Origin of the sequence: Streptomyces sp. NPDC055243 (genome assembly GCF_044544025.1) — a bacterium.
Taxonomy (GTDB): domain Bacteria; phylum Actinomycetota; class Actinomycetes; order Streptomycetales; family Streptomycetaceae; genus Streptomyces.
Genome location: NZ_JBITWR010000021.1, coordinates 56,916 through 76,599 on the forward strand (window position 1 = coordinate 56,916; position 19,684 = coordinate 76,599).

Genomic DNA, 19,684 nt, shown 5'->3' on the forward strand with positions numbered 1-19,684 from the left:
GCGTTAGAGGACGAACTCGGCGGAGCCGGTGATGACGGCGACCAAGGCGCCGGTACAGCCCACCCGCACCAACCCTCGGAGAGAACATGCACGACGACCGCACCCTCATAGAAGCCCGCCTCAAGCGCGTCCTCGACGAGCGCATCCGACCCGCCGTCTACCCCGAGTCCGTCCCCCTCGACGTCGCCGTCTGGACCGCCCCGGGTGAACCCGTGCCCGTCGCGGAGGGGCTCGCGGCGCACCCCGAGCCGACGAAGGTCGGGGCCGCCTGGGGCGCCCCCTGGGCCACCAGCTGGTTCCAGGTGACCGGCACCGTCCCCACGGAGTGGGCGGGGAAGACCGTCGAGGCCGTCCTCGACCTCGGCTTCGACGAGAACATGCCCGGCTTCCAGTGCGAGGGCCTGGTCTACCGCCCCGACGGCACCCCGGTGAAGGGCCTCAACCCCCGCAACCAGTGGGTGCGGATCGCCGCCCCGGCGACCGGCGGTGAGAACGTCCACCTGCACATCGAGGCCGCGTCCAACCCGGTCATCCTCGACTACCACCCCTTCCTGCCCACCCAGCTCGGCGACAAGGAGACGGCAGGCAGCGAGCCCCAGTACAAGCTGGCCCGCATGGACCTCGCCGTCTTCGACGAGACCGTGTGGCAGCTGGTCATCGATCTCGAAGTCCTCGGCGAGCTCATGCAGGAGCTTCCCGAGGACTCCGGGCGGCGCTACGCCGTCGTGCGCGCCATCGGCCGCGCCCTGGACGCCGTCGACCTCCAGGACGTGAACGGCTCGGCGCCCGCGGCCCGCGCCGAACTCGAAGGCGTCCTCAGTACCCCCGCCGAGCCCTCGGCCCACCGCATCAGCGCCGTCGGCCACGCGCACATCGACTCCGCGTGGCTGTGGCCGCTGCGCGAGACGGTGCGCAAGGTCGCGCGTACGACGTCCAACATGACCGCGCTGATCGAGGACGAGCCGGACTTCGTCTTCGCCATGTCGCAGGCGCAGCAGTGGGCGTGGGTCAAGGAGCACCGACCCGAGGTGTGGGCGAAGGTCAAGAAGGCGGTCGCCGACGGGCGGTTCGTGCCCGCGGGCGGCATGTGGGTCGAGTCGGACACGAACATGCCGGGTTCGGAGGCGATGGCCCGTCAGTTCGTGCACGGCAAGCGGTTCTTCCTCGACGAGTTCGGCATCGAGAACGACGAGGCGTGGCTGCCCGACACCTTCGGTTTCGCGGCGGGGCTTCCGCAGATCATCAAGGCGGCCGGGTCCAAGTGGCTGCTCACGCAGAAGATCTCCTGGTCGCAGACCAACCGCTTCCCGCACCACACCTTCAACTGGGAAGGCATCGACGGCACCCGCATCTTCACCCACTTCCCACCCGTCGACACCTACAACTGCTCGATGAAGGGCAGCGAGATCGCCCACGCGGCGAAGAACTTCAAGGACAAGGGAGTGGCCCGGCACTCCCTCGCCCCCACCGGCTGGGGCGACGGAGGCGGCGGCACCACCCGCGAGATGATCGCGAAGGCGGGACGCCTCCGTGACCTGGAGGGCTCGGCGACCGTCAAGTGGGAGACCCCTGCGGCCTTCTTCGAGAAGGCCGAGGCGGAGTACCCCAACGCCCCCGTCTGGGTGGGCGAGTTGTACCTGGAGCTGCACCGCGCCACCCTCACCAGCCAGGCGGGCACCAAGCAGGGCAACCGCCGCAGCGAGCATCTGCTTCGTGAGGCGGAGCTGTGGGCGGCCACGGCCGCAGTGCGCGTGGAGGAATTCTCGTACCCCTACGAGGAGTTGGACCGCATCTGGAAGACGGTCCTGCTCCACCAGTTCCACGACATCCTGCCCGGCTCGTCCATCGCCTGGGTGCACCGGGAGGCGCGCGCGACGTACGCGAAGGTCGCCGACGAGCTGAACGGCATCATCGACGCGGCCCAGCGCGCACTGGCGGGGGACGGCGGCGCGGGCACCCTCGTCTTCAACTCCACGCCGCACACCCGCGACGGCGTCCCGGCGGGCGGCGCGCGCCCCGCCGCCATCGACGGCCAGTCGGCGATCGCCTCGCGTGCCGACGGGGGCTACGTCCTCGACAACGGCCTGCTGCGGGTCGAGATCGACGCACGCGGTCTCGTCGTCTCGGCGTACGACATCGTGGCCGACCGGGAGACCGTCGCCCCCGGCCAGGCGGCGAACCTGCCGCAGATCCACGCCGACTTCCCGAACATGTGGGACGCGTGGGACGTCGACGAGTTCTACCGCAACACGGTCACGGACCTCACGGAGGTGGATGGACTTGAGCCGGGCGAGGACGGTGCGTCGGTGCGTGTCGTACGCAGCTTCGGCGACTCGCGGCTCACGCAGGTGCTGTCCCTGGCGCCCGGCTCCCCGCGCCTGGACATCGACACGGAGGTCGACTGGCACGAGACGGAGAAGTTCCTGAAGCTGGCGTTCCCGCTGGACATCCACGCGGAGCGGTACGCCTCGGAGACGCAGTTCGGCCACTTCTACCGGGCCACGCACACCAACACGAGCTGGGAGGCGGCCAAGTTCGAGGCGTGCAACCACCGCTTCGTGCACATGGAGGAGCCGGGCTGGGGCGTCGCCCTGGTCAACGACTCGACGTACGGCCATGACGTGACGCGCGCGGTGCGTGCGTCGGACGCCGGTACGACCACGACGGTGCGCGCCTCACTCCTGCGCGCCCCGCGCTTCCCCGACCCCGAGACGGACCAGGGCGTCCACCGCTTCCGGCACGCGTTGGTCCCGGGGGCCGGGATCGGCGACGCGGTGCGGGAGGGCTACCGGATCAACCTTCCCGAGCGGCAGGTCGCGGGCGGTGCCGAGGTGGCCCCGCTGGTGACGGTCGACAACGACGCCGTCGTCGTCACGGCGGTCAAGCTCGCCGACGACGGCAGCGGTGACGTGGTCGTGCGCTTCCACGAGTCGCGCGGCGGCCGGGCGAAGGCGACACTGACCGCGGGCTTCCCGGTCGGCTCCGTCGACGTGACGGACCTGCTGGAGCGGCCCCTCACCGATGCCGAGGCGCCCGAGCGCTCGGGCGACGGCGTCGCGCTGGCGCTGCGCCCGTTCGAGCTGGTGACGCTGCGGCTGACGCGGGCGTGACGGCTCGCTGAGCGCACGCCGGACGGGCTGATGCACCAGCCCGTCCGGCGTCTTCACGATGCTTACGTGGGTGCCCCGGCCCCGGCAGCCCTCGGCGGGCACACTGGCGGGAGGCCGTCATCGTGCGCGGGAGGAGACCGCGCCGGCCTGCCCTAGCCGTCCAGCTGCGTGCGCAGCCACTCCTCCACCTCTCCCACGTGCGCCGCCGCCGCGGCCCTCGCCGCCTCCGGGTCGCGGGCCACCAGGGCCCGGTGGATGCGGGCGTGCTCGCGGCGCGTTCGTTCGAAGGCGCCCTCTTCCTGGTAGCCGCGCCACACCCGGGCGCGGAACGTGCGCGACGACAGGCCCTCCAGGATCGCCGCCATCGTGTCGTTGCCCGCCGCGAGGGCGATCGTGCGGTGGAACGCCAGGTCGTGGGAGAGGATCTCCTCCGGGTCCTCCGTGGCGTTCATCGCCTCCAAGTGCTTCTCCACGTCGGCCAGTTGATCCGCCGAGATGCGTGCCGCCGCCAGTGCCGTCGCCGTGGACTCGAGGACCCGGCGCACCTCCAGGAGCTCCACGAGCCGCGGGCCGCGTGACAGGTCGGCCACGACGCCGAAGGTCTCCAGGAGGTCCCCGGCCTCCAGCTGCGTGACGTAGATGCCCGAGCCGTGCCGGGCCTCCAGGACCCCCATCACCGTCAGCGCGCGAATCGCCTCCCGCATGGAGCTGCGCGAGATGCCCAGCTGGGTGGCCAAGTCCCGTTCCGTCGGCAGGCGTTCGCCCGGTTCGAGCCGTCCCTCGCCGATCATCGCCTTGACCTGCTCGATGGCCCGTTGCGTCACGGTGCCCTTCTGCGGGGCCGTCTGGTCCACGTAACGCTCCTCCACTAGCCGAGTGCGCCGCAGTCTAACCAGAGATGTGGTCGGACCACTACGGCTCAAAACCCGGGAAATTTGGCGCCAAGGGGTGTTGTGAGCGCCAAGTGGTCTGATAAATATTCGCCCATCAGTCGCTAGGACTCGCCAGGACTCGCTAGGAATTCGTCCGATCACGCTCGATCCACGCTTGATTCACGCTTGATTCCACGCTCGATGAGGAGCCGTCAGATGGCCGGCAGAACAGTGCGCAACAGGTCCAGCAGGACGGGGATTTCGCGGACGGCGCGGATCGCCGCCGTGGCGGCCTGCGCGTCCCTCGTGCTCACGGCATGCGGCAGTACGAAGGACAGCGCGGCGCCCGCGGGCGGCGAAGGCGGCGGAGAGGGCAAGGTCGGGGTGATCCTGCCCCTGCTGACCTCGCCGTTCTGGCAGTCGTACAACGACTACGTGCCGAAGATGGCGAAGTCCGAGGACGTCGACGCGCTCAAGACCGTCAACTCCAACAGCGATCCCTCGCAGCAGATCACCGACATCAACAACCAGCTCAACCAGGGTGTGAAGGGGCTCGTCGTCGCGCCCCTCGACAGCGCCGCCATATCCGCCGGTCTCGACCAGGCCGAGCGCAAGGGCGTGCCCGTGGTCGCCGTCGACGTCGCCCCCGAGAAGGGCAAGGTCGCGATGGTGGTGCGGGCCAACAACGTCGCGTACGGCGAGAAGGCCTGTGACTACCTCGGCAAGCAGGTCAAGACCGGCAAGGTCGTCCAGATCATGGGAGACCTCGCCTCCGTCAACGGCCGTGAGCGCTCCGAGGCGTTCCGCACCTGCGTGAAGAAGAAGTTCCCCAAGCTCAAGGTCCTGGAGATCCCCGCCAAGTGGGAGTCCGACACGGCGGCCTCGAAGCTGGACACGCTGCTCAACTCCAACCCCGACATCAAGGGCATCTACCTGCAGGCGGGCGGCGTCTATCTCGCGCCCACCCTGCAGACCCTGAAGTCGAAGGGGATGCTGAAGAAGGCGGGCGAGAAGGGGCACATCACCGTCATCTCGAACGACGGCATCCCGCAGGAGTTCGACGCCATCCGCAAGGGCCAGATCGACGCCACCGTCTCGCAGCCCGCCGACGCGTACGCCAAGTACGGGATGTACTACATCAAGGCCGCGATGAACGGGAAGAAGTTCAAGCCGGGCCCGACCGACCACGACTCGACCATCGTGAAGCTGCCCAGCGGCACCCTCGAGGACCAGCTGCCCGCCCCGCTGGTCACCAAGCAGAACGTGGACGACTCCAAGCTGTGGGGCAACACGGTCAAATGAGTACGCCGATGACCAAGTCCCCGGCTCCGGGGCCGACGGCGCTCGTCGAAGCGACCGGCATAGCCAAGCGGTACGGACCCACCGTCGCGCTGCAGGACGGACAGCTGACCGTCGTGCCCGGTGAGTCCCACGCCCTCGTCGGCCGCAACGGCGCGGGCAAGTCCACCCTCGTCACCATCCTCACCGGCCTTCAGGCCCCGGACGCGGGAACCGTCCTCTTCGACGGCGAGCCCGCGCCACCGCTCACCGACCGCGACGCCTGGCGCCGCAAGGTGGCCTGCGTCTACCAGAAGCCCACGGTGGTGCCCGACCTCACCGTCGCCGAGAACCTCTTCATCAACCGGCAGCCAGAAGGCCGCGGCGGCTTCATCAGCTGGCGCAAGCTGCGCACCCAGGCCGCCGAGGTGCTCGACACCTGGGACGTGCACGTCGACCCGGACGCGCGCACCGCCGACCTCAAGGTCGAGGACCGCCAAATGGTGGAGATCGCACGGGCGTTGAGCTTCGGCGCGCGGTTCATCGTCCTGGACGAGCCCACCGCGCAGCTCGACAACCGTGAGATCGAGCGGCTCTTCACCCGCATGCGGGCGCTCCAGGAGTCCGGCGTCACCTTCCTCTTCATCTCGCACCACCTCCAAGAGGTGTACGAGGTCTGCCAGACCGTCACCGTGCTGCGCGACGCACGCTGGATCACCACCGCGCCCGTGGCCGAACTGCCGCGCGCCGCCCTGGTCGAGGCGATGGCGGGCGAGGCGCTGCGGGAGAAGGAGGCCGCCGAGGAGTCCGTCGCCCGGACCGAAGTGCCCGCCGACGCCCCGGTGATGCTCCACGTCACGGGCCTCACCAGCGAGTCGTACGCGGACGTCGACCTCACCGTCCGCAAGGGCGAGGTCGTCGGCCTCGCCGGATCCAGCGGCAGCGGCAAGATCAACCTCGCCGAGACCATCGCGGGACTGCACACGCCGACCGGCGGCAGTGCCCACCTCGACGGCGAGCGGCTGCCGTTCGGCGATGTGACCGCCGCGCTGCGGGCCGGCGTCGGCTGCGTCCCGCGCGACCGGCACGACCAGGGCCTGGTCTTCGGCATGTCGATCGGCGACAACGCCACCATGACCGTGCTCGACCGGCTCGGGAAGTACGGCTTCGTCCGCACCGAACGCAAGCGCGGCTTCGCCGAGGAGCTGATCGACCGCCTCGACATCCACGCGGAGGGGCCCGACCAGCCCGTGTCCGACCTCTCCGGCGGCAACGCCCAGAAGGTCGTCATGGCCCGTGCCCTCGCCTCCGACCCGCGGCTCCTCGTCCTCATCAACCCCACCGCGGGCGTGGACGTGAAGTCCAAGGAGTCACTGCTCGCCCGGATGGACAACGCCCGCGAGGACGGCACCGCCGTCCTCGTCGTCTCCGACGAACTGGACGACCTGCGGCGCTGCGACCGCGTCCTGGTCCTCTTCCACGGCCGGGTCGTCGCCGAACACGAGGCGGGCTTCACCGACCACGACCTGATCGCGTCGATCGAAGGGGTGGGCCCCGACAGGGGCGCGGGGAGCATCGAAGGTGACGGCCACACGGGCCCCGCCAGGGGCGCGGGGAACCGCGCGACAAGCCCCCACAGGCCCGCGGCCGACACTCAAGGAGACCACCATGGCTGACCTCAAAACCCCGGTCGCGACGGCCGATGCCTCCACAGCGCCCCGCCCCGCCGAAAGTCGCTCGGCGAAGAGCATTGTCCTGCGCCGGGCACGGGAACTCGCCCTGGTCCCAGCACTCCTGCTGCTCATCCTCCTCGGCGCCCTGGTGAACGACTCGTTCCTCACCGAGCGCAACCTCATCTCCATCCTCGGCGCCTCCGCGGCCCTGGCGATGGTGGTGCTCGCCGAGTCCCTCGTCCTCATCACCGGCAAGTTCGACCTGTCCCTCGAATCGGTCGTCGGCATCGCGCCCGCCGTCGGCGCGCTGCTCGTGCTGCCCGCCGCACAGGCCGGATTCGGCACCGAGCTGCCCGCCGTGGTGGCCCTGCTCGCGATCGTCGCCGTCGGCGCGGTCATCGGCGCCTTCAACGGCATCCTCGTGGTGAAGCTCAAGCTCAACGCGTTCATCGTCACGCTCGCCATGCTGATCGTGCTGCGCGGGCTGCTCGTCGGCGCGACCGAGGGCAAGACGCTCTTCGGCATGCCCGACGCCTTCTACACCCTCGCCACGTCGACGTTCCTGACCATCCCGCTCTCGGTGTGGCTGGCCGCCGTCTCCTTCGGCGTCGCGGGCTTCGTCCTCAAGTACCACCGCGTGGGGCGCGCCCTGTACGCGATCGGCGGCAACGCCGACGCGGCACGCGCCGCCGGCATCCGCGTCGAGCGCGTGATGCTCGGCGTGTTCGTCGTCGCCGGGTGTCTCGCCGCCGTCGGCGGACTCATGCAGACCGGCTACGTCGGCGCGATCAACGCCAACCAGGGCCAGAACATGATCTTCACCGTGTTCGCGGCGGCGGTCATCGGCGGCATCAGTCTCGACGGCGGCAAGGGCACCATGTTCGGCGCCCTCACCGGCGTACTCCTGCTCGGCGTCGTACAGAACCTGCTCACTCTCGCCCAGGTGCCGTCCTTCTGGATCCAGGCCATCTACGGCGGAATCATCCTGGTCGCCCTGATGATCGCGCGCGTCACCACCGGCCGCGCACAGGACTGACCCCGCTCCGGGTTCCCCGCCTCTTTGCCCCTTTCCGGAAAGGCCTCCTGTGTCCCCGACCTCCGCCCGCATCACCGCGGTCGACACCTACGACGTACGGTTCCCGACCTCACGGGAGCTGGACGGGTCCGACGCGATGAACCCGGACCCCGACTACTCCGCCGCCTACGTGGTCCTGCGCACCGACGCGGACGACGGCCTGGAGGGGCACGGCTTCACCTTCACCATCGGGCGCGGCAACGACGTCCAGGTCGCCGCGATCGAGTCGCTGCGCCACCACGTGCTCGGCCGGTCGGTGGAGGAACTCTGCGCCGATCCCGGGACGTTGAACCGCGACCTGATCGGGGACAGCCAACTGCGCTGGCTCGGCCCCGAGAAGGGCGTGATGCACATGGCCATCGGCGCCGTCGTCAACGCCCTGTGGGATCTGGCGGCCAAGCGCGCCCGCAAACCGCTGTGGCGGTTCCTTGCGGACGCCGAGCCCCAGTGGCTGGTCTCCCAGATCGACTTCCGCTACATCGCCGATGCCCTCACCCCGCAAGAGGCCCTGGACATCCTTCAGTCGGGCAGACACGGAGCCGCCGAGCGTGAAGGCCTGCTGCGCGAGCGCGGCTACCCCGGCTACACGACGTCGCCGGGCTGGCTCGGCTACAGCGACGAGAAGCTCACCCGCCTCGCCCGCCAGGCCGTGGCGGACGGCTTCACCCAGATCAAGCTGAAGGTCGGCGCGGACCTGGCGGACGACGTACGCCGCTGCCGCACCGCCCGCGAGGCCATCGGGCCCGACATCCGCATGGCGATCGACGCCAACCAGCGGTGGAACGTCGGCGAAGCCGTGGAATGGACCCGGGCGCTCGCGGAGTTCGACCCGTACTGGGTCGAGGAGCCCACCAGCCCCGACGACGTCCTCGGCCACGCCGCGATCCGCAAGGCGGTCGCCCCGGTCAAGGTCGCCACCGGCGAGCACGTGCAGAACCGCATCGTCTTCAAGCAGCTCCTCCAGGCCGGCGCCATCGACGTGCTGCAGATCGACGCGGCCCGCGTCGGCGGCGTCAACGAGAACCTCGCGATCCTGCTGCTCGCCGCCAAGTTCGGCATCCCCGTCTGCCCGCACGCCGGCGGCGTGGGCCTGTGCGAACTCGTCCAGCATCTGTCGATGTTCGACTACGTGGCGCTGTCCGGGACCACCGAGAACCGCGTCATCGAGTACGTCGACCACCTCCACGGCCACTTCATCGACCCGGTGGTGCTGCGCGACGGCCACTACCTGGCGCCCACCGCACCGGGCTTCTCGGCCACCATGCGGGCCGAGTCGCTCGCCGAATTCACCTATCCGGACGGCGCCTTCTGGGCCGCCGACCTCGCTCAGGGCAAAGGAGCAGCCGCATGACCGACGCCATGGACTTCGAGGGCTTGAGGGCCCTGGTCACCGGCGGAGCCTCCGGCATCGGACGGGCCACCGCCGAACTGCTCGCCGCGCGCGGCGCCCGGGTCGCCGTGCTCGACCTGGACCCGACCACCGTCGAGAAGCCGCTCACCGGCTACCGCGCCGACGTGTCGGACGACGCCTCGGTGCGCGAAGCCGTCGCCGCCGCCGTGGACGACCTCGGCGGGCTCGACGTACTGATCAACAACGCGGGGATCGGCGCGCAGGGCACCGTCGAGGACAACGACGACGACCAGTGGCACAAGGTGCTCGACGTGAACGTCCTCGGCATCGTGCGCACCACCCGCGCCGCCCTGCCGCACCTGCGCGTCTCCACCCGGGCGGCCATCGTCAACACCTGCTCGATCGCCGCGACCGCGGGCCTGCCGCAGCGCGCCCTGTACTCCGCGTCCAAGGGCGCGGTGCTCTCCCTGACGCTCGCCATGGCCGCGGACCACGTACGCGAGGGGGTGCGCGTCAACTGCGTCAACCCCGGCACCGTGGACACCCCGTGGGTCGGCCGTCTCCTGGACGCCGCGCCCGACCCGGCGGCCGAACGCGCCGCGCTCGCGGCCCGCCAGCCCACCGGCCGCCTGGTGTCGGCGGACGAAGTCGCGGGCGCCGTCGCCTACTTGGCGAGCCCGCTCTCCGGCGCCACCACCGGCACCGCCCTCGCCGTCGACGGCGGGATGCAGGGCCTGCGGCTTCGACCGGCGGGCCAGTGAGCGGCGTGGACCGGCGCGCCATCGGACCCGGCGGCGTCGAGGTGACCGAGCTGTCCCTCGGCGCCGCCGGCCTCGGCAACCTCTACACACCGATCGGCGACGAGGAGGCCGCCGCGGCGATCGACGCCGCATGGGACGCGGGCATCCGCTACTTCGACACGGCACCGCACTACGGCATCGGCCTGTCCGAACGCAGGGTGGGCGAGGCGCTGCGGGCCCGCCCCCGGGAGACGTACACGCTCTCGACCAAGGCGGGCCGCCTGCTCGAAGCGGTCGTCGAGCCGGAGGGCGACGACCTCGCCCACGGCTTCGCCGTGCCCGCCACGCACCGCCGGGTCTGGGACTTCAGCGCGGACGGCATCCGCCGCTCCCTGGAGGCCAGCCTGACCCGCCTGGGCCTTGACCGCGTCGACATCGTCTACCTGCACGACCCGGACGACCACGCGGAACAGGCCTTCCGCGAGGGATATCCGGCCCTGGAGCGGCTGCGCTCCGAAGGCGTCGTCGGCGCGATCGGCGCGGGCATGAACCAGACGGCGATGCTCACCCGCTTCGTCCGTGACACGGACGTCGACGCCGTGCTGTGCGCGGGCCGCTACACACTCCTGGACCAGAGCGCCCTGACCGAACTGCTCCCGGCGGCCCAGGAGCGCGGCAAGGCGGTGGTCATCGGCGGTGTCTTCAACTCGGGCCTGCTCGCCGACCCCCGGCCCGGCGCGACCTACGACTACACGACCGCACCCCGAACCCTCCTGGACCGCGCCCGCCACCTGAAGGCGACGGCGGAACGGCACGGCACCACTCTGCGCGCGGCGGCCCTGGCCTTCCCCCTGGCCCACCCGGCGGTGGCCACCGTCCTGGTCGGCGCCCGTTCGCCGCACGAAGTCCGGGACGCGGCAGCTCAGTTCGCGTCCGCCGTGCCCGCAGACTTCTGGAAGGAAGTCCACGCCGAAGGGCTGCTGCCCGCGCACGTTCCCGTGCCCGAAGAGCGCCACCCCGTCCCCAGAGAGCGCCACCTCGTCCCCGGAGAGGACCCCGCGTGAGAATCGCCCTGCACACCAAGGTCCGTGCCGACCGCGTCACCGAGTACGACGCCGCGCACCGCGAGGTGCCCGCCGAGCTCGTCGCCGCCATCCGCGCGGCGGGTGCCACCTCCTGGACGATCTGGCGCAGTGGCACCGACCTCTTCCATGTCCTGGAGTGCGAGGACTACGCTCGTATGCTCGCCGAGCTGGACAAGCTGCCGGTGAACATCGCCTGGCAGGCACGCATGGCCGAGCTCCTGGACGTCGTCCACGACTACTCGTCCGAGGGCGCGGATGCGGGACTGCCCGTCGTATGGGAGCTGCCGTGACACCACATGTCGTCGACTCCCACCACCATGTGTGGGACCTCTCCGTACGCGATCAGGAGTGGATCACCGGCGAGGCGCTCGCGCCGATCCGCCGGGACTTCTCCCTGACCGACCTGCTGCCCGAGGCCCGCGCCGCCGGTGTCACCGCGACGGTGCTCGTCCAGACGGTGACCGTCGCGGAGGAAACCCCCGAGTTCCTCGCCCTTGCGGCGGACAGCGATCTCGTGGCGGGCGTCGTCGGATGGACCGATCTCACCCGCCCCGATGCCGCCGACGCACTCGCGCGGCTGCGCCAACTGCCCGGCGGACAGCACCTCGTGGGCATCCGGCACCAGGTCCAGGGCGAGCCCGACCCGCAGTGGCTGCTGCGGCCCGACGTGCGCCGCGGCCTGGCCGCGGTCGGCGCGGCGGGCCTTGCCTACGACCTCGTCGTCCTGCCCCACCAGCTCCCGGCCTGCGTCAAGGCCGCCCAGGACCACCCCGAACTCACCTTCGTGCTCGACCACGTGGGCAAACCGCCCGTCGCGTCGGGCGCCATCGAACCCTGGGCGACGGCCGTGCGCATGCTCGCGGGGCTGCCCAACACCGTCTGCAAGCTCTCCGGTCTGGTGACAGAGGCCGACCCGAAGACCTGGACGGTCGACGACCTGCGCCCCTACGCGGACACCGTCCTGGAGGCCTTCGGCCCCGACCGGCTGATGTTCGGCTCGGACTGGCCCGTGTGCACCCTCGTCGCGCCGTACGGAGAAGTCCTGGACGTGGCACGGCAGTTGACCGGATCGCTGAGCGACGGCGAGAGCGCCGCCCTCTTCGCCGGGACGGCGACCCGCGTCTACGGCCTCCGGCTCAGCGAGGGGAGCTGATCCGCGTCGGCGGCAGGAACTCCCGCACGTACGTCCGCTCCCAGCAGGCGCCCGTCGCGCGCAGCTCGCGCCAGGTCGTGTAGCGGTAGCGGTACAGCCGGGCGCGGATGTACGCGGGAGGCGCGTCCCGCGGGAAGGGGACGTGGCGCAGCAGCCGCAGCGTGTCCCGGTCGCCGTCCAGGAGCCGCTCCACCAGCGGCCCGAACCACGACCTCGCGTACGCGGGGGAGAGCGCGGCGAACCACATCATCCAGTCGAGCCGCAGATGGTACGGGGCGAACTGCCGGGGCCAGCGGCGCACATCGCCCGGCTTGCCCTTGAACTCGTACTCCCGCCACTCCGATTCCTGGCGGGGTGTCGTATCCGCCGTGCCCTCGATGACGACCTCCTGGCGGACGCGGCTGACGCTGCCGAACGCGCCGTACGCGTTGACGAGATGGAGCGGGTCGAAGGAGTAGTTCATGATCTGGCGCCGCGAGAACAGATTGCGCGCGGGCCGGTAGCTCAGCCCCAGGAGCAGGGCGGCCACCGCGATGACCACCACCTCGTACCAGATCGGGGGAGCGGGGGGATGCGACGGCGCTCCCGCGCCCCCGAAGTCCAGGACGGACGCGGCGAGCACGATCGTCACCCAGTTCAGCCAGGAGAAGTTGCCCGAAAGGACCAGCCACAGCTGGGTGGCGATCATCAGGCAGGCCGCGGCCGTCGCGATCGGCTGGGGCGTGAACAGCAGGACGGGCACGACGAGTTGGGTGAAGTGGTTCGCCGCGACCTCCACCCGGTGCAGCGGCCTCGGCAGGTGGTGGAAGAACCAGCTCAGCGGGCCGGGCATCGGCTGTGTCTCGTGGTGGAAGTACAGGCAGGTGAGCTTGCGCCAGCACGCGTCGCCGCGCATCTTGATGAGCCCTGCTCCGAACTCGACGCGGAACAGCACCCAGCGCAGCAGGAAGAGCACGAGCACCGGCGGCGCCGTCTCGTCGTTGCCGAGGAAGACGGCGAGGAAGCCGACCTCCAGGAGCAGCGACTCCCAGCCGAAGCCGTACCAGGTCTGCCCCACGTTCACGATCGACAGGTAGAGGGCCCACGGCACGAGCCACAGCAGCATGCCGCCCCACAGGGGGAGGAGGCCGTCGGCGCCCGCGAGCAGCGCGAGGGCGCAGCCGCAGCCCGTCCACGCGACGACGGCGAAGAAGCGGTCCGAGTAGTGGAGCTGGAAGATGCTCGGCGCCCGGCGGAACGGCACGCGCTCGACGTAGCGCGGCACGGGCAGCATGCCGCGCTCCCCGATCAGCGCCCGGAACTGCAGCGCCGCGCCCAGGAACGCGACGAGGTAGACCGCGGCGAGCGCCCGCTGGAAGACGAGGCGGCCGATCCAGTACTGATCTGCGGTGAACCACTCCACAAGGCCATCTTGCGCCCACATCGGCCCGGCTCCCCTGTCGGCTTGCGCACCGGCTCCGCCTGGCCCGGAGAATGGTGGCAAAGCGTCCGATAACAGGCGGGAGAGCACGGTGCGTGTGCCCACCAGGCGGCACAGGTCCACCAGGACCTGTGCGACGGTCTTCGCGATATCCGCGGCCCTCGCCGTCGCGGGATGCTCCGGCGGGGGCGAGAAGAACTCCGCCGACAGCGGGCCCGAGCTGTTCATGCAGCCGGCCGGTGCCCAGGGCCCCGATCCCTTCACCGACTCCACCGCGACATCCACGGCGAAGCCCTCTCCCGTCACCCGTTCGCCGCAGCCGTCGCCGACCGGAACCTCCTCGCCCACGGCCCAGGGCACGCGCTCCCTGTCGGGCGGCACGCCGGGCCTGTACGGCGGCACGCACTCCCTGGGCAGCTGCGACGTCGACGCCCAGGTCCGCTTCCTCACCGCCGACCAGGGCAAGGGCCGCGCCTTCGCCCAGGCGTCGGGCATCTCCCAGGCGGACATCCCGGGCTTCCTGCGCGGCCTGACGCCGGTCGTGCTGCGGGCCGACACGCGTGTCACCAACCACGGCTACCGCGACGACCGGGCCACCAGTTTCCAGTCCGTGCTCCAGACGGGCACCGCCGTCCTCGTCGACAACCGGGGACTGCCGCGTGTGCGGTGCGCCTGCGGGAACCCGCTGAAGCCGCCGGTCGCGCTCAAGGGCACCCCCAGCCACCAGGGCAAGCCGTGGTCCGGCTACCGCCCGGCGCAGGTCGTGGTGGTCACCCCGGCCCCGAAGATCATCGTGAACATCACCATCGTGAACATCGTCGACAACACGTGGATCGAGCGGAAGACGGGCGACCACGACGGCGACAAGGACCGCGTGGTGCCCCCACCACCCCCCACACCCACACCCACACCCACGCCGACCCCGACGCCGACGACGCCCAGTCCGAGCGAATCGGACGAGGAAAGCGGCACCCCCAGCGAGTCCGGCACCACCTCCACGGACTGCCCGACACCCGCACCCGCCACGGGCACGGAGCCGCCCACCGGCACCCCGTCCGAGCTCCCGCCGGGCTGCCCCACGCCCACCCCCACGTCGAGCGCGCCCGCCTCGCCCCCGACCGAGCCGAGCACGCCCGAGGACGACACGGCGCAGCCCCCGCCCCAGGAGGACCCCGGTGACGAGACCGGCCCGGAGAGCGCCCCGGACGACCCGTTCCTGAGCGACTCCCCGCTGACCAGCGATCCCGGCACTTTCCAGAGCTGAGCGTGCGCGCTCGGTCCCGACAGCGAAGAATCATGAAGTGTCATGACGCCCACGTCACTGCCGGACGACTGGCCAGCGGATCCACGGTCGATCCTGGCGTTCAACCGCACAGGCTGCTTCGACTGGGACCTCGAGAGCGGCCTGCTGCATCTCGATGCCGCGGCACTGGACGTCTTCGACATGCGGGCCGACGAGTACGACGGCCGCCCCGAGAGTCTGGCCAGCCGGGTCTCCGCGGTCGAGTCGCACCGCCTGGACGCCCTCGTCTCGCACGCCCTGAAGGACGGCAGCCAGACCTACGGCGTCTACTTCCGCGTACGGCTGCGCGCGGGCGGCCTGCGCTGGACCCACACCCAGGGGTACATCCTCCGGGACGGGACGAGCCGTCCGCGGCGCATCGTCGGCGTCGTCCGCGACGCCACGCAGGAACTGGGCGACAGCACGGCCCGCCACCAGCGCGCCGACGAGGAGGAGGACCGGCGCCGCCGCACGAGCATCGTGCAGGGCACCACGGCCGCCCTCGCGCACGCCCGTACCGTCCGGGACGTCATCGACGTGCTCAAGGACACCCACGGCCTGGCCCACCTGGGCGCGTCGAACCTGGTCATGGCCCTGGTCGAGGCCGGACGGATCCGCCTGGTCGCGGAGGGGCCCGAGGGCAGCTTCGTGCCCGGCACCAAGTTCACGCGGGTCGACGAGCGGTATCCGATGAGCGACGCCGTGCGCACGCTCTCGCCGCGCTTCATCGAGACGGAGGCGGAGTTCGCCGCCTCCTACCCGGACCTGTGGCCGCACATAGACAAGCTGGGCATCTCGTCGGCCGCGTATCTGCCGCTGATCGCGCAGGCCAAGCCGATCGGCGTGCTCGGCCTGCTCTACCAGGACAAGACCGGCTTCACCGAGGAGGAGCGCAACGTCCTGGTCGCGCTGAGCAGCGGCATCGCGCAGAGCCTGCAGCGCGCCATGTTCTACGAGCAGGAGAAGGACCTCGCGCAGGGCCTCCAGCAGGCGATGCTGCCGCGCACCATCCCGGGCGTACCCGGCGCCGACGTCGCGGTGCGCTACCGCTCGGCGGCGCTCGGCCGGGACATCGGCGGCGACTGGTACGACGTGATCCCGCTGCCCGGCGGCCGGGTCGGGGCGGTCATCGGCGACGTACAGGGCCATGACACGCACGCGGCGGCCGTCATGGGCCAGTTGCGCATCGTGCTGCGCGCCTACGCCGCCGAGGGCCACACGCCCGCCACCGTCATGGCCCGCGCATCGGGCTTCCTGCACGAGCTGGACACCGAGCGCTTCGCCACCTGCCTGTACGCGGAGGCCGACTTGTCGACGGGCGTGGTCCAGCTGGTGCGGGCCGGCCACATCGACCCGCTCGTGCAGCGGATGGACGGAAGCTGCCGCCGGGTGCCGGTCGAGGGCGGTCTGCCGCTGGGCCTCTCGGCCGAGTTCGGCCGTCTCGAATACCCGGTCACCACCTTCGAACTCGACGCGGGCCAGACCCTGTTGCTCTTCACCGACGGCCTCATCGAGGAGCCGGGCGCCGACCTGGACGACGGTCTGCGGGCCCTGGGCGAGCTCGCCTGCTCGGGCCCGCGCGACCTCCAGCAGCTCGCCGACCGGCTCTGCGGGATCGTGGACGAGCGGGGCGGCGAGGACGACGCGGCGCTGCTGCTGCTGCGCCGCCGCCTCGTCGACACGCCCCGGTCCGGCGGACGTCTCCAGCAGCATGTCGGCCCCGGCGATCCGGAGGCGCTGGCCGAGGCCCGGCACATGATCCGGGCCGCGGTGCGCGCCTGGGGCGCCCGCGAGCGCGCGGACGAGATCGAACTGGTGGCGGACGAGGTGATCACCAACGCCCTGATGCACACCGACGGCGCGGCGATCGTCACCCTGCGGGTCATCAGCGGCGGCGACCGGCGTCTGCGCGTCGAGGTCGAGGACTCCTCCAGCGCGCTGCCGCGCCGCAGGGAGGCCGGGGAATCGGGGGTGTCGGGACGGGGGTTGCTCCTGGTGGACATGCTCGCGGACGTGTGGGGCGTCGAGTCGCGGGGCGGCGGCAAGTGCGTGTGGTGCGAGTTCGTCGTGCCCGCGCGGGAAAGCCGGGGCCAGGGCGGCCGGAGCGCGCCGCAGGCGCCGCGACAGGATCAGGGCGCGCGGACGGCGCCGCCGCCCCAACAGGGTCAGGAGTGAGCGGATGCCGGAACTTCCCGAGGTCGAGGCGCTGCGCGCCTTCCTCACCGACCACCTCGTCGGCCACGACATCGTGCGGGTGCTGCCCGTGGCGATCAGCGTCCTCAAGACGTACGACCCGCCGCTCACCGCCCTCGAAGGGCGCACCGTCACGGCCGTGGCACGCCACGGCAAGTTCCTCGACCTGGACGCGGACGGCCTGCACCTGGTCACCCACCTCGCCCGCGCGGGCTGGCTGCACTGGAAGGACCGCCTCCCCGACGGCCCGCCACGCCCCGGCAAGGGCCCTCTCGCCCTGCGCGTCGCGCTGGAGACGGGGGAGGGCTTCGACCTGACGGAGGCAGGCACGCAAAAGCGCCTCGCGGTGTACGTGACCGAGGACCCGTCGGGCATCCCGGGCATCGCCCGCCTCGGCCCCGACCCGCTGGCCCCGGACTTCGACGAGGAGCGCTTCGCCGGGCTCCTGGCGGGCGAACGCCGCCAGATCAAGGGCGCGTTGCGGGACCAGACCCTGATCGCGGGCGTCGGGAACGCCTACAGCGACGAGATCCTGCACGTGGCCCGCATGTCCCCGTTCAAGCTCACGTCGAGCCTCACGAAGGAGGAAGTCCATGGGCTGCATGTGGCGTTGCGGACCACGCTGACCGAGGCGGTGGAGCGCTCGCGCGGAGTCGCGGCGGGCCGCCTCAAGGCGGAGAAGAAGAGCGGCCTGCGCGTCCACGGCCGCACCGGCGAGCCGTGCCCCGTGTGCGGCGACACCATCCGCGAGGTCTCCTTCAGCGACTCCTCGCTCCAGTACTGCCCCACGTGCCAGACGGGCGGGAAGCCGCTGGCGGACCGGCGGATGTCGCGGCTGCTGAAGTAGCCGGCCGCCGAAGTGGTCGGCTGCTGAAGTAGCTTGCTATGAGCGGGAGTTCAGGGGCGCCGCAAGGTCAGCAGGCGCTGTCCGTCCGTCGTGCGCACCTCGTAGCGGGCGATGTCCTCGCGGCGCAGGGCCGCCCCGCCCCGGGTCGACAGACCGGCCGAGGTCTCGCCCGCCGACCCGGCGACGGGCACCTTCCACGTCGTGACCGTCTGCTCGGAGCCGTCGGTGGCGACCGCGACGAGCTCGCAGACGCGGGCGCCGCCGTGCGGATCGCGGACGCGCAGCCCGATGTCCGTGCCCCAGTCGCGGCCCCGCGCGGTCACGGTCGCCGAGACGCCGGTGCGGCCGTCGCGGGCGGTGATCTGCTCCGGGCCGGGCCCGTCGGCCCGCAGAACCGCCGTCGCGGGGGCGGCGAGCGCCAGTACGACGCTCGCCGCGACCGCGCACAGCCACCGCCTGCGCCCGGCCCTGCGCAGCCGTGTCGCCTCGGCGAGCAGCCGGTCGGCGAGGCCGGGGTCGGGCGCGGTCAGCGGTTCGACGTGCGGCGGGGTGACGCGGTCGTAGGCGGCCAACTGCTCGGCTGCCGGGCCGAGTTCCGCCACCAGGTCGCGGCACGTGAGGCAGTCCATGAGGTGGTCGTCGAAGCGGAAGGTGTCCGCCGCGTCGAGGACGCCGAGCGCATAGGCGCCGGCGTCGCGATGCCGCTCCAGGGACCTCATGGCGTTCCTTGCGTGACGAGTCGGGCAGGGGGTGCTTTCTGCCCTCCCGTACGCAGCGGACCGCCGAATCACTCAAGACGCGGGACGAGAACACTCGCACGAGGCGTCAGAACAGTGAGAACGGTCAGAACAGATGGATCGCCAGGTGCCCCAGGGGCAGCCCCAGGCGCCAGGCCGCCGTCCAGACCTTGGGCCCGTCGTCCTCCCCGCCCGGCGATCCGCCGCCGGGCACCGCGTCCAGATCGGGTGCGAGCAGCTCCGTCTCCTCCAGCCAGCGCCACGCCAGGTCGGCCAGCTCCAGGTCGGGCGCGGGCTCACTGGAGATGAGCGCGTCCGCCGTGAGCGCGGCCATCCGCTCGCCGACCCAGTCCTGCCACGGCTGGTCGTAGGCCGTCAGGGACAGCCAGGTCTCCAACTGGGAGACCACGCGGATGCCCGACAGTTCGTTTTCCGTGTCGGAGAGGAAAATAGTCAGGGCCAGAGCATCACGCCCCGCGCGGTATTCGAAAGATGTCGGCGGCATCAAATCACCGGTACGCAGTAATTCGTCCGCGATGTACTCGGCGTACAACCACGCCATGGGCACGGCCAGTTCGCCGCCGCGCGGGCCCTCCGTGTTTCCTCGGCTCTCGTGCAGCATCCCGTCTCGCCTTCCTCCGATCCGTGCGCGTCGCCGGCCTCTGGCCCCCAATCCGGAACACGGATGAGGACAGCCGATTACCCGAAGGGGGCTCTGAGCAAGGCGCTTTACGGAGCCTTGACTCAGCCCTCGGTTTCGTCGCAGGTCGGAGGCGGTGTGTTCTTCGTGTCACATGGCCGGATGATTTAAGTCTGTTTCAGGGACTATGACGGCATTGCTGCTTGACTCGACCTTGTGTCCGAATGT

16 protein-coding genes are annotated in these 19,684 nt (G+C 71.2%); 12 read left to right on the top strand and 4 right to left on the bottom strand.

The window, feature by feature from the left end:
• The first annotated feature begins 86 nt into the window (after nt 1-86).
• The gene (locus ACIGXX_RS38805; protein WP_399983072.1) at nt 87-3,110 is read left to right on the top strand and encodes an alpha-mannosidase; all 3,024 of its coding nucleotides are present in this window, start codon (nt 87-89) and stop codon (nt 3,108-3,110) included.
• A 152-nt stretch (nt 3,111-3,262) separates the two neighbouring features.
• On the opposite strand, the gene ACIGXX_RS38810 is transcribed toward ACIGXX_RS38805, so the two are convergent.
• Complete coding sequence (locus ACIGXX_RS38810; RefSeq protein WP_351164106.1) at nt 3,263-3,964, bottom strand: FadR/GntR family transcriptional regulator; 702 nt, start codon at nt 3,962-3,964, stop codon at nt 3,263-3,265.
• 234 nt (nt 3,965-4,198) lie between these two features.
• On the opposite strand from ACIGXX_RS38810, the gene ACIGXX_RS38815 reads away from it, so the two are divergent.
• From ACIGXX_RS38815 to ACIGXX_RS38850, 8 genes are read left to right on the top strand one after another with little or no spacing between them, the layout of a single operon-like run.
• Complete coding sequence (locus ACIGXX_RS38815) at nt 4,199-5,284, top strand: sugar ABC transporter substrate-binding protein (RefSeq protein WP_399983076.1); 1,086 nt, start codon at nt 4,199-4,201, stop codon at nt 5,282-5,284.
• Nucleotides 5,285-5,292: 8 nt separating this feature from the next.
• Nucleotides 5,293-6,936 (top strand): sugar ABC transporter ATP-binding protein, encoded by a 1,644-nt coding sequence (locus ACIGXX_RS38820; protein WP_361473350.1) that lies wholly within the window; start codon nt 5,293-5,295, stop codon nt 6,934-6,936.
• A complete protein-coding gene (locus ACIGXX_RS38825) occupies nt 6,929-7,969 on the top strand; it encodes an ABC transporter permease (RefSeq protein WP_351164110.1) in 1,041 nt (346 codons plus the stop codon). The genes ACIGXX_RS38820 and ACIGXX_RS38825 overlap by 8 nt, the downstream gene beginning before the upstream one ends.
• Nucleotides 7,970-8,018: 49 nt before the next feature.
• Nucleotides 8,019-9,359 carry an L-fuconate dehydratase gene (locus ACIGXX_RS38830; protein WP_383821548.1) on the top strand — a complete coding sequence of 447 codons (1,341 nt, stop codon included), beginning with the start codon at nt 8,019-8,021 and terminating at the stop codon, nt 9,357-9,359.
• Nucleotides 9,356-10,120, top strand: coding sequence for an SDR family NAD(P)-dependent oxidoreductase (locus ACIGXX_RS38835; protein WP_399983081.1), 765 nt, complete (start codon nt 9,356-9,358; stop codon nt 10,118-10,120). Before ACIGXX_RS38830 ends, ACIGXX_RS38835 begins: the two co-directional genes overlap by 4 nt.
• A gap of 5 nt (nt 10,121-10,125) precedes the next feature.
• Nucleotides 10,126-11,163, top strand: a complete 1,038-nt coding sequence (locus ACIGXX_RS38840; protein ID WP_399983084.1) for an aldo/keto reductase — start codon at nt 10,126-10,128, stop codon at nt 11,161-11,163.
• Nucleotides 11,160-11,474 (top strand): L-rhamnose mutarotase, encoded by a 315-nt coding sequence (locus tag ACIGXX_RS38845; protein ID WP_351164115.1) that lies wholly within the window; start codon nt 11,160-11,162, stop codon nt 11,472-11,474. Before ACIGXX_RS38840 ends, ACIGXX_RS38845 begins: the two co-directional genes overlap by 4 nt.
• Nucleotides 11,459-12,337, top strand: a complete 879-nt coding sequence (locus ACIGXX_RS38850) for an amidohydrolase family protein (RefSeq protein ID WP_399983088.1) — start codon at nt 11,459-11,461, stop codon at nt 12,335-12,337. The genes ACIGXX_RS38845 and ACIGXX_RS38850 overlap by 16 nt, the downstream gene beginning before the upstream one ends.
• Here ACIGXX_RS38850 and ACIGXX_RS38855 read toward each other — a convergent pair.
• A complete protein-coding gene (locus tag ACIGXX_RS38855; protein ID WP_399983237.1) occupies nt 12,321-13,739 on the bottom strand; it encodes a lipase maturation factor family protein in 1,419 nt (472 codons plus the stop codon). The genes ACIGXX_RS38850 and ACIGXX_RS38855 overlap by 17 nt on opposite strands.
• Nucleotides 13,740-13,848: 109 nt before the next feature.
• On the opposite strand from ACIGXX_RS38855, the gene ACIGXX_RS38860 reads away from it, so the two are divergent.
• The 3 genes from ACIGXX_RS38860 to ACIGXX_RS38870 are packed head-to-tail and all read left to right on the top strand — an operon-like array spanning nt 13,849 to nt 18,079.
• Nucleotides 13,849-15,021: a DUF6777 domain-containing protein gene (locus ACIGXX_RS38860; RefSeq protein WP_399983091.1), complete on the top strand. Its 1,173-nt coding sequence runs from the start codon at nt 13,849-13,851 to the stop codon at nt 15,019-15,021.
• A 42-nt stretch (nt 15,022-15,063) separates the two neighbouring features.
• Nucleotides 15,064-17,214, top strand: coding sequence for a SpoIIE family protein phosphatase (locus ACIGXX_RS38865; RefSeq protein ID WP_383821533.1), 2,151 nt, complete (start codon nt 15,064-15,066; stop codon nt 17,212-17,214).
• Nucleotides 17,215-17,218: 4 nt separating this feature from the next.
• Nucleotides 17,219-18,079, top strand: a complete 861-nt coding sequence (locus ACIGXX_RS38870; protein ID WP_351164119.1) for a DNA-formamidopyrimidine glycosylase family protein — start codon at nt 17,219-17,221, stop codon at nt 18,077-18,079.
• 50 nt (nt 18,080-18,129) lie between these two features.
• Here the strand turns inward: ACIGXX_RS38870 and ACIGXX_RS38875 are convergent, their stop codons facing one another.
• Both ACIGXX_RS38875 and ACIGXX_RS38880 read right to left on the bottom strand, forming a co-directional pair.
• Nucleotides 18,130-18,798 (bottom strand): hypothetical protein, encoded by a 669-nt coding sequence (locus tag ACIGXX_RS38875; protein ID WP_399983095.1) that lies wholly within the window; start codon nt 18,796-18,798, stop codon nt 18,130-18,132.
• 124 nt (nt 18,799-18,922) lie between these two features.
• Nucleotides 18,923-19,438, bottom strand: coding sequence for a hypothetical protein (locus ACIGXX_RS38880; RefSeq protein ID WP_351164122.1), 516 nt, complete (start codon nt 19,436-19,438; stop codon nt 18,923-18,925).
• Nucleotides 19,439-19,684 lie beyond the last annotated feature (246 nt).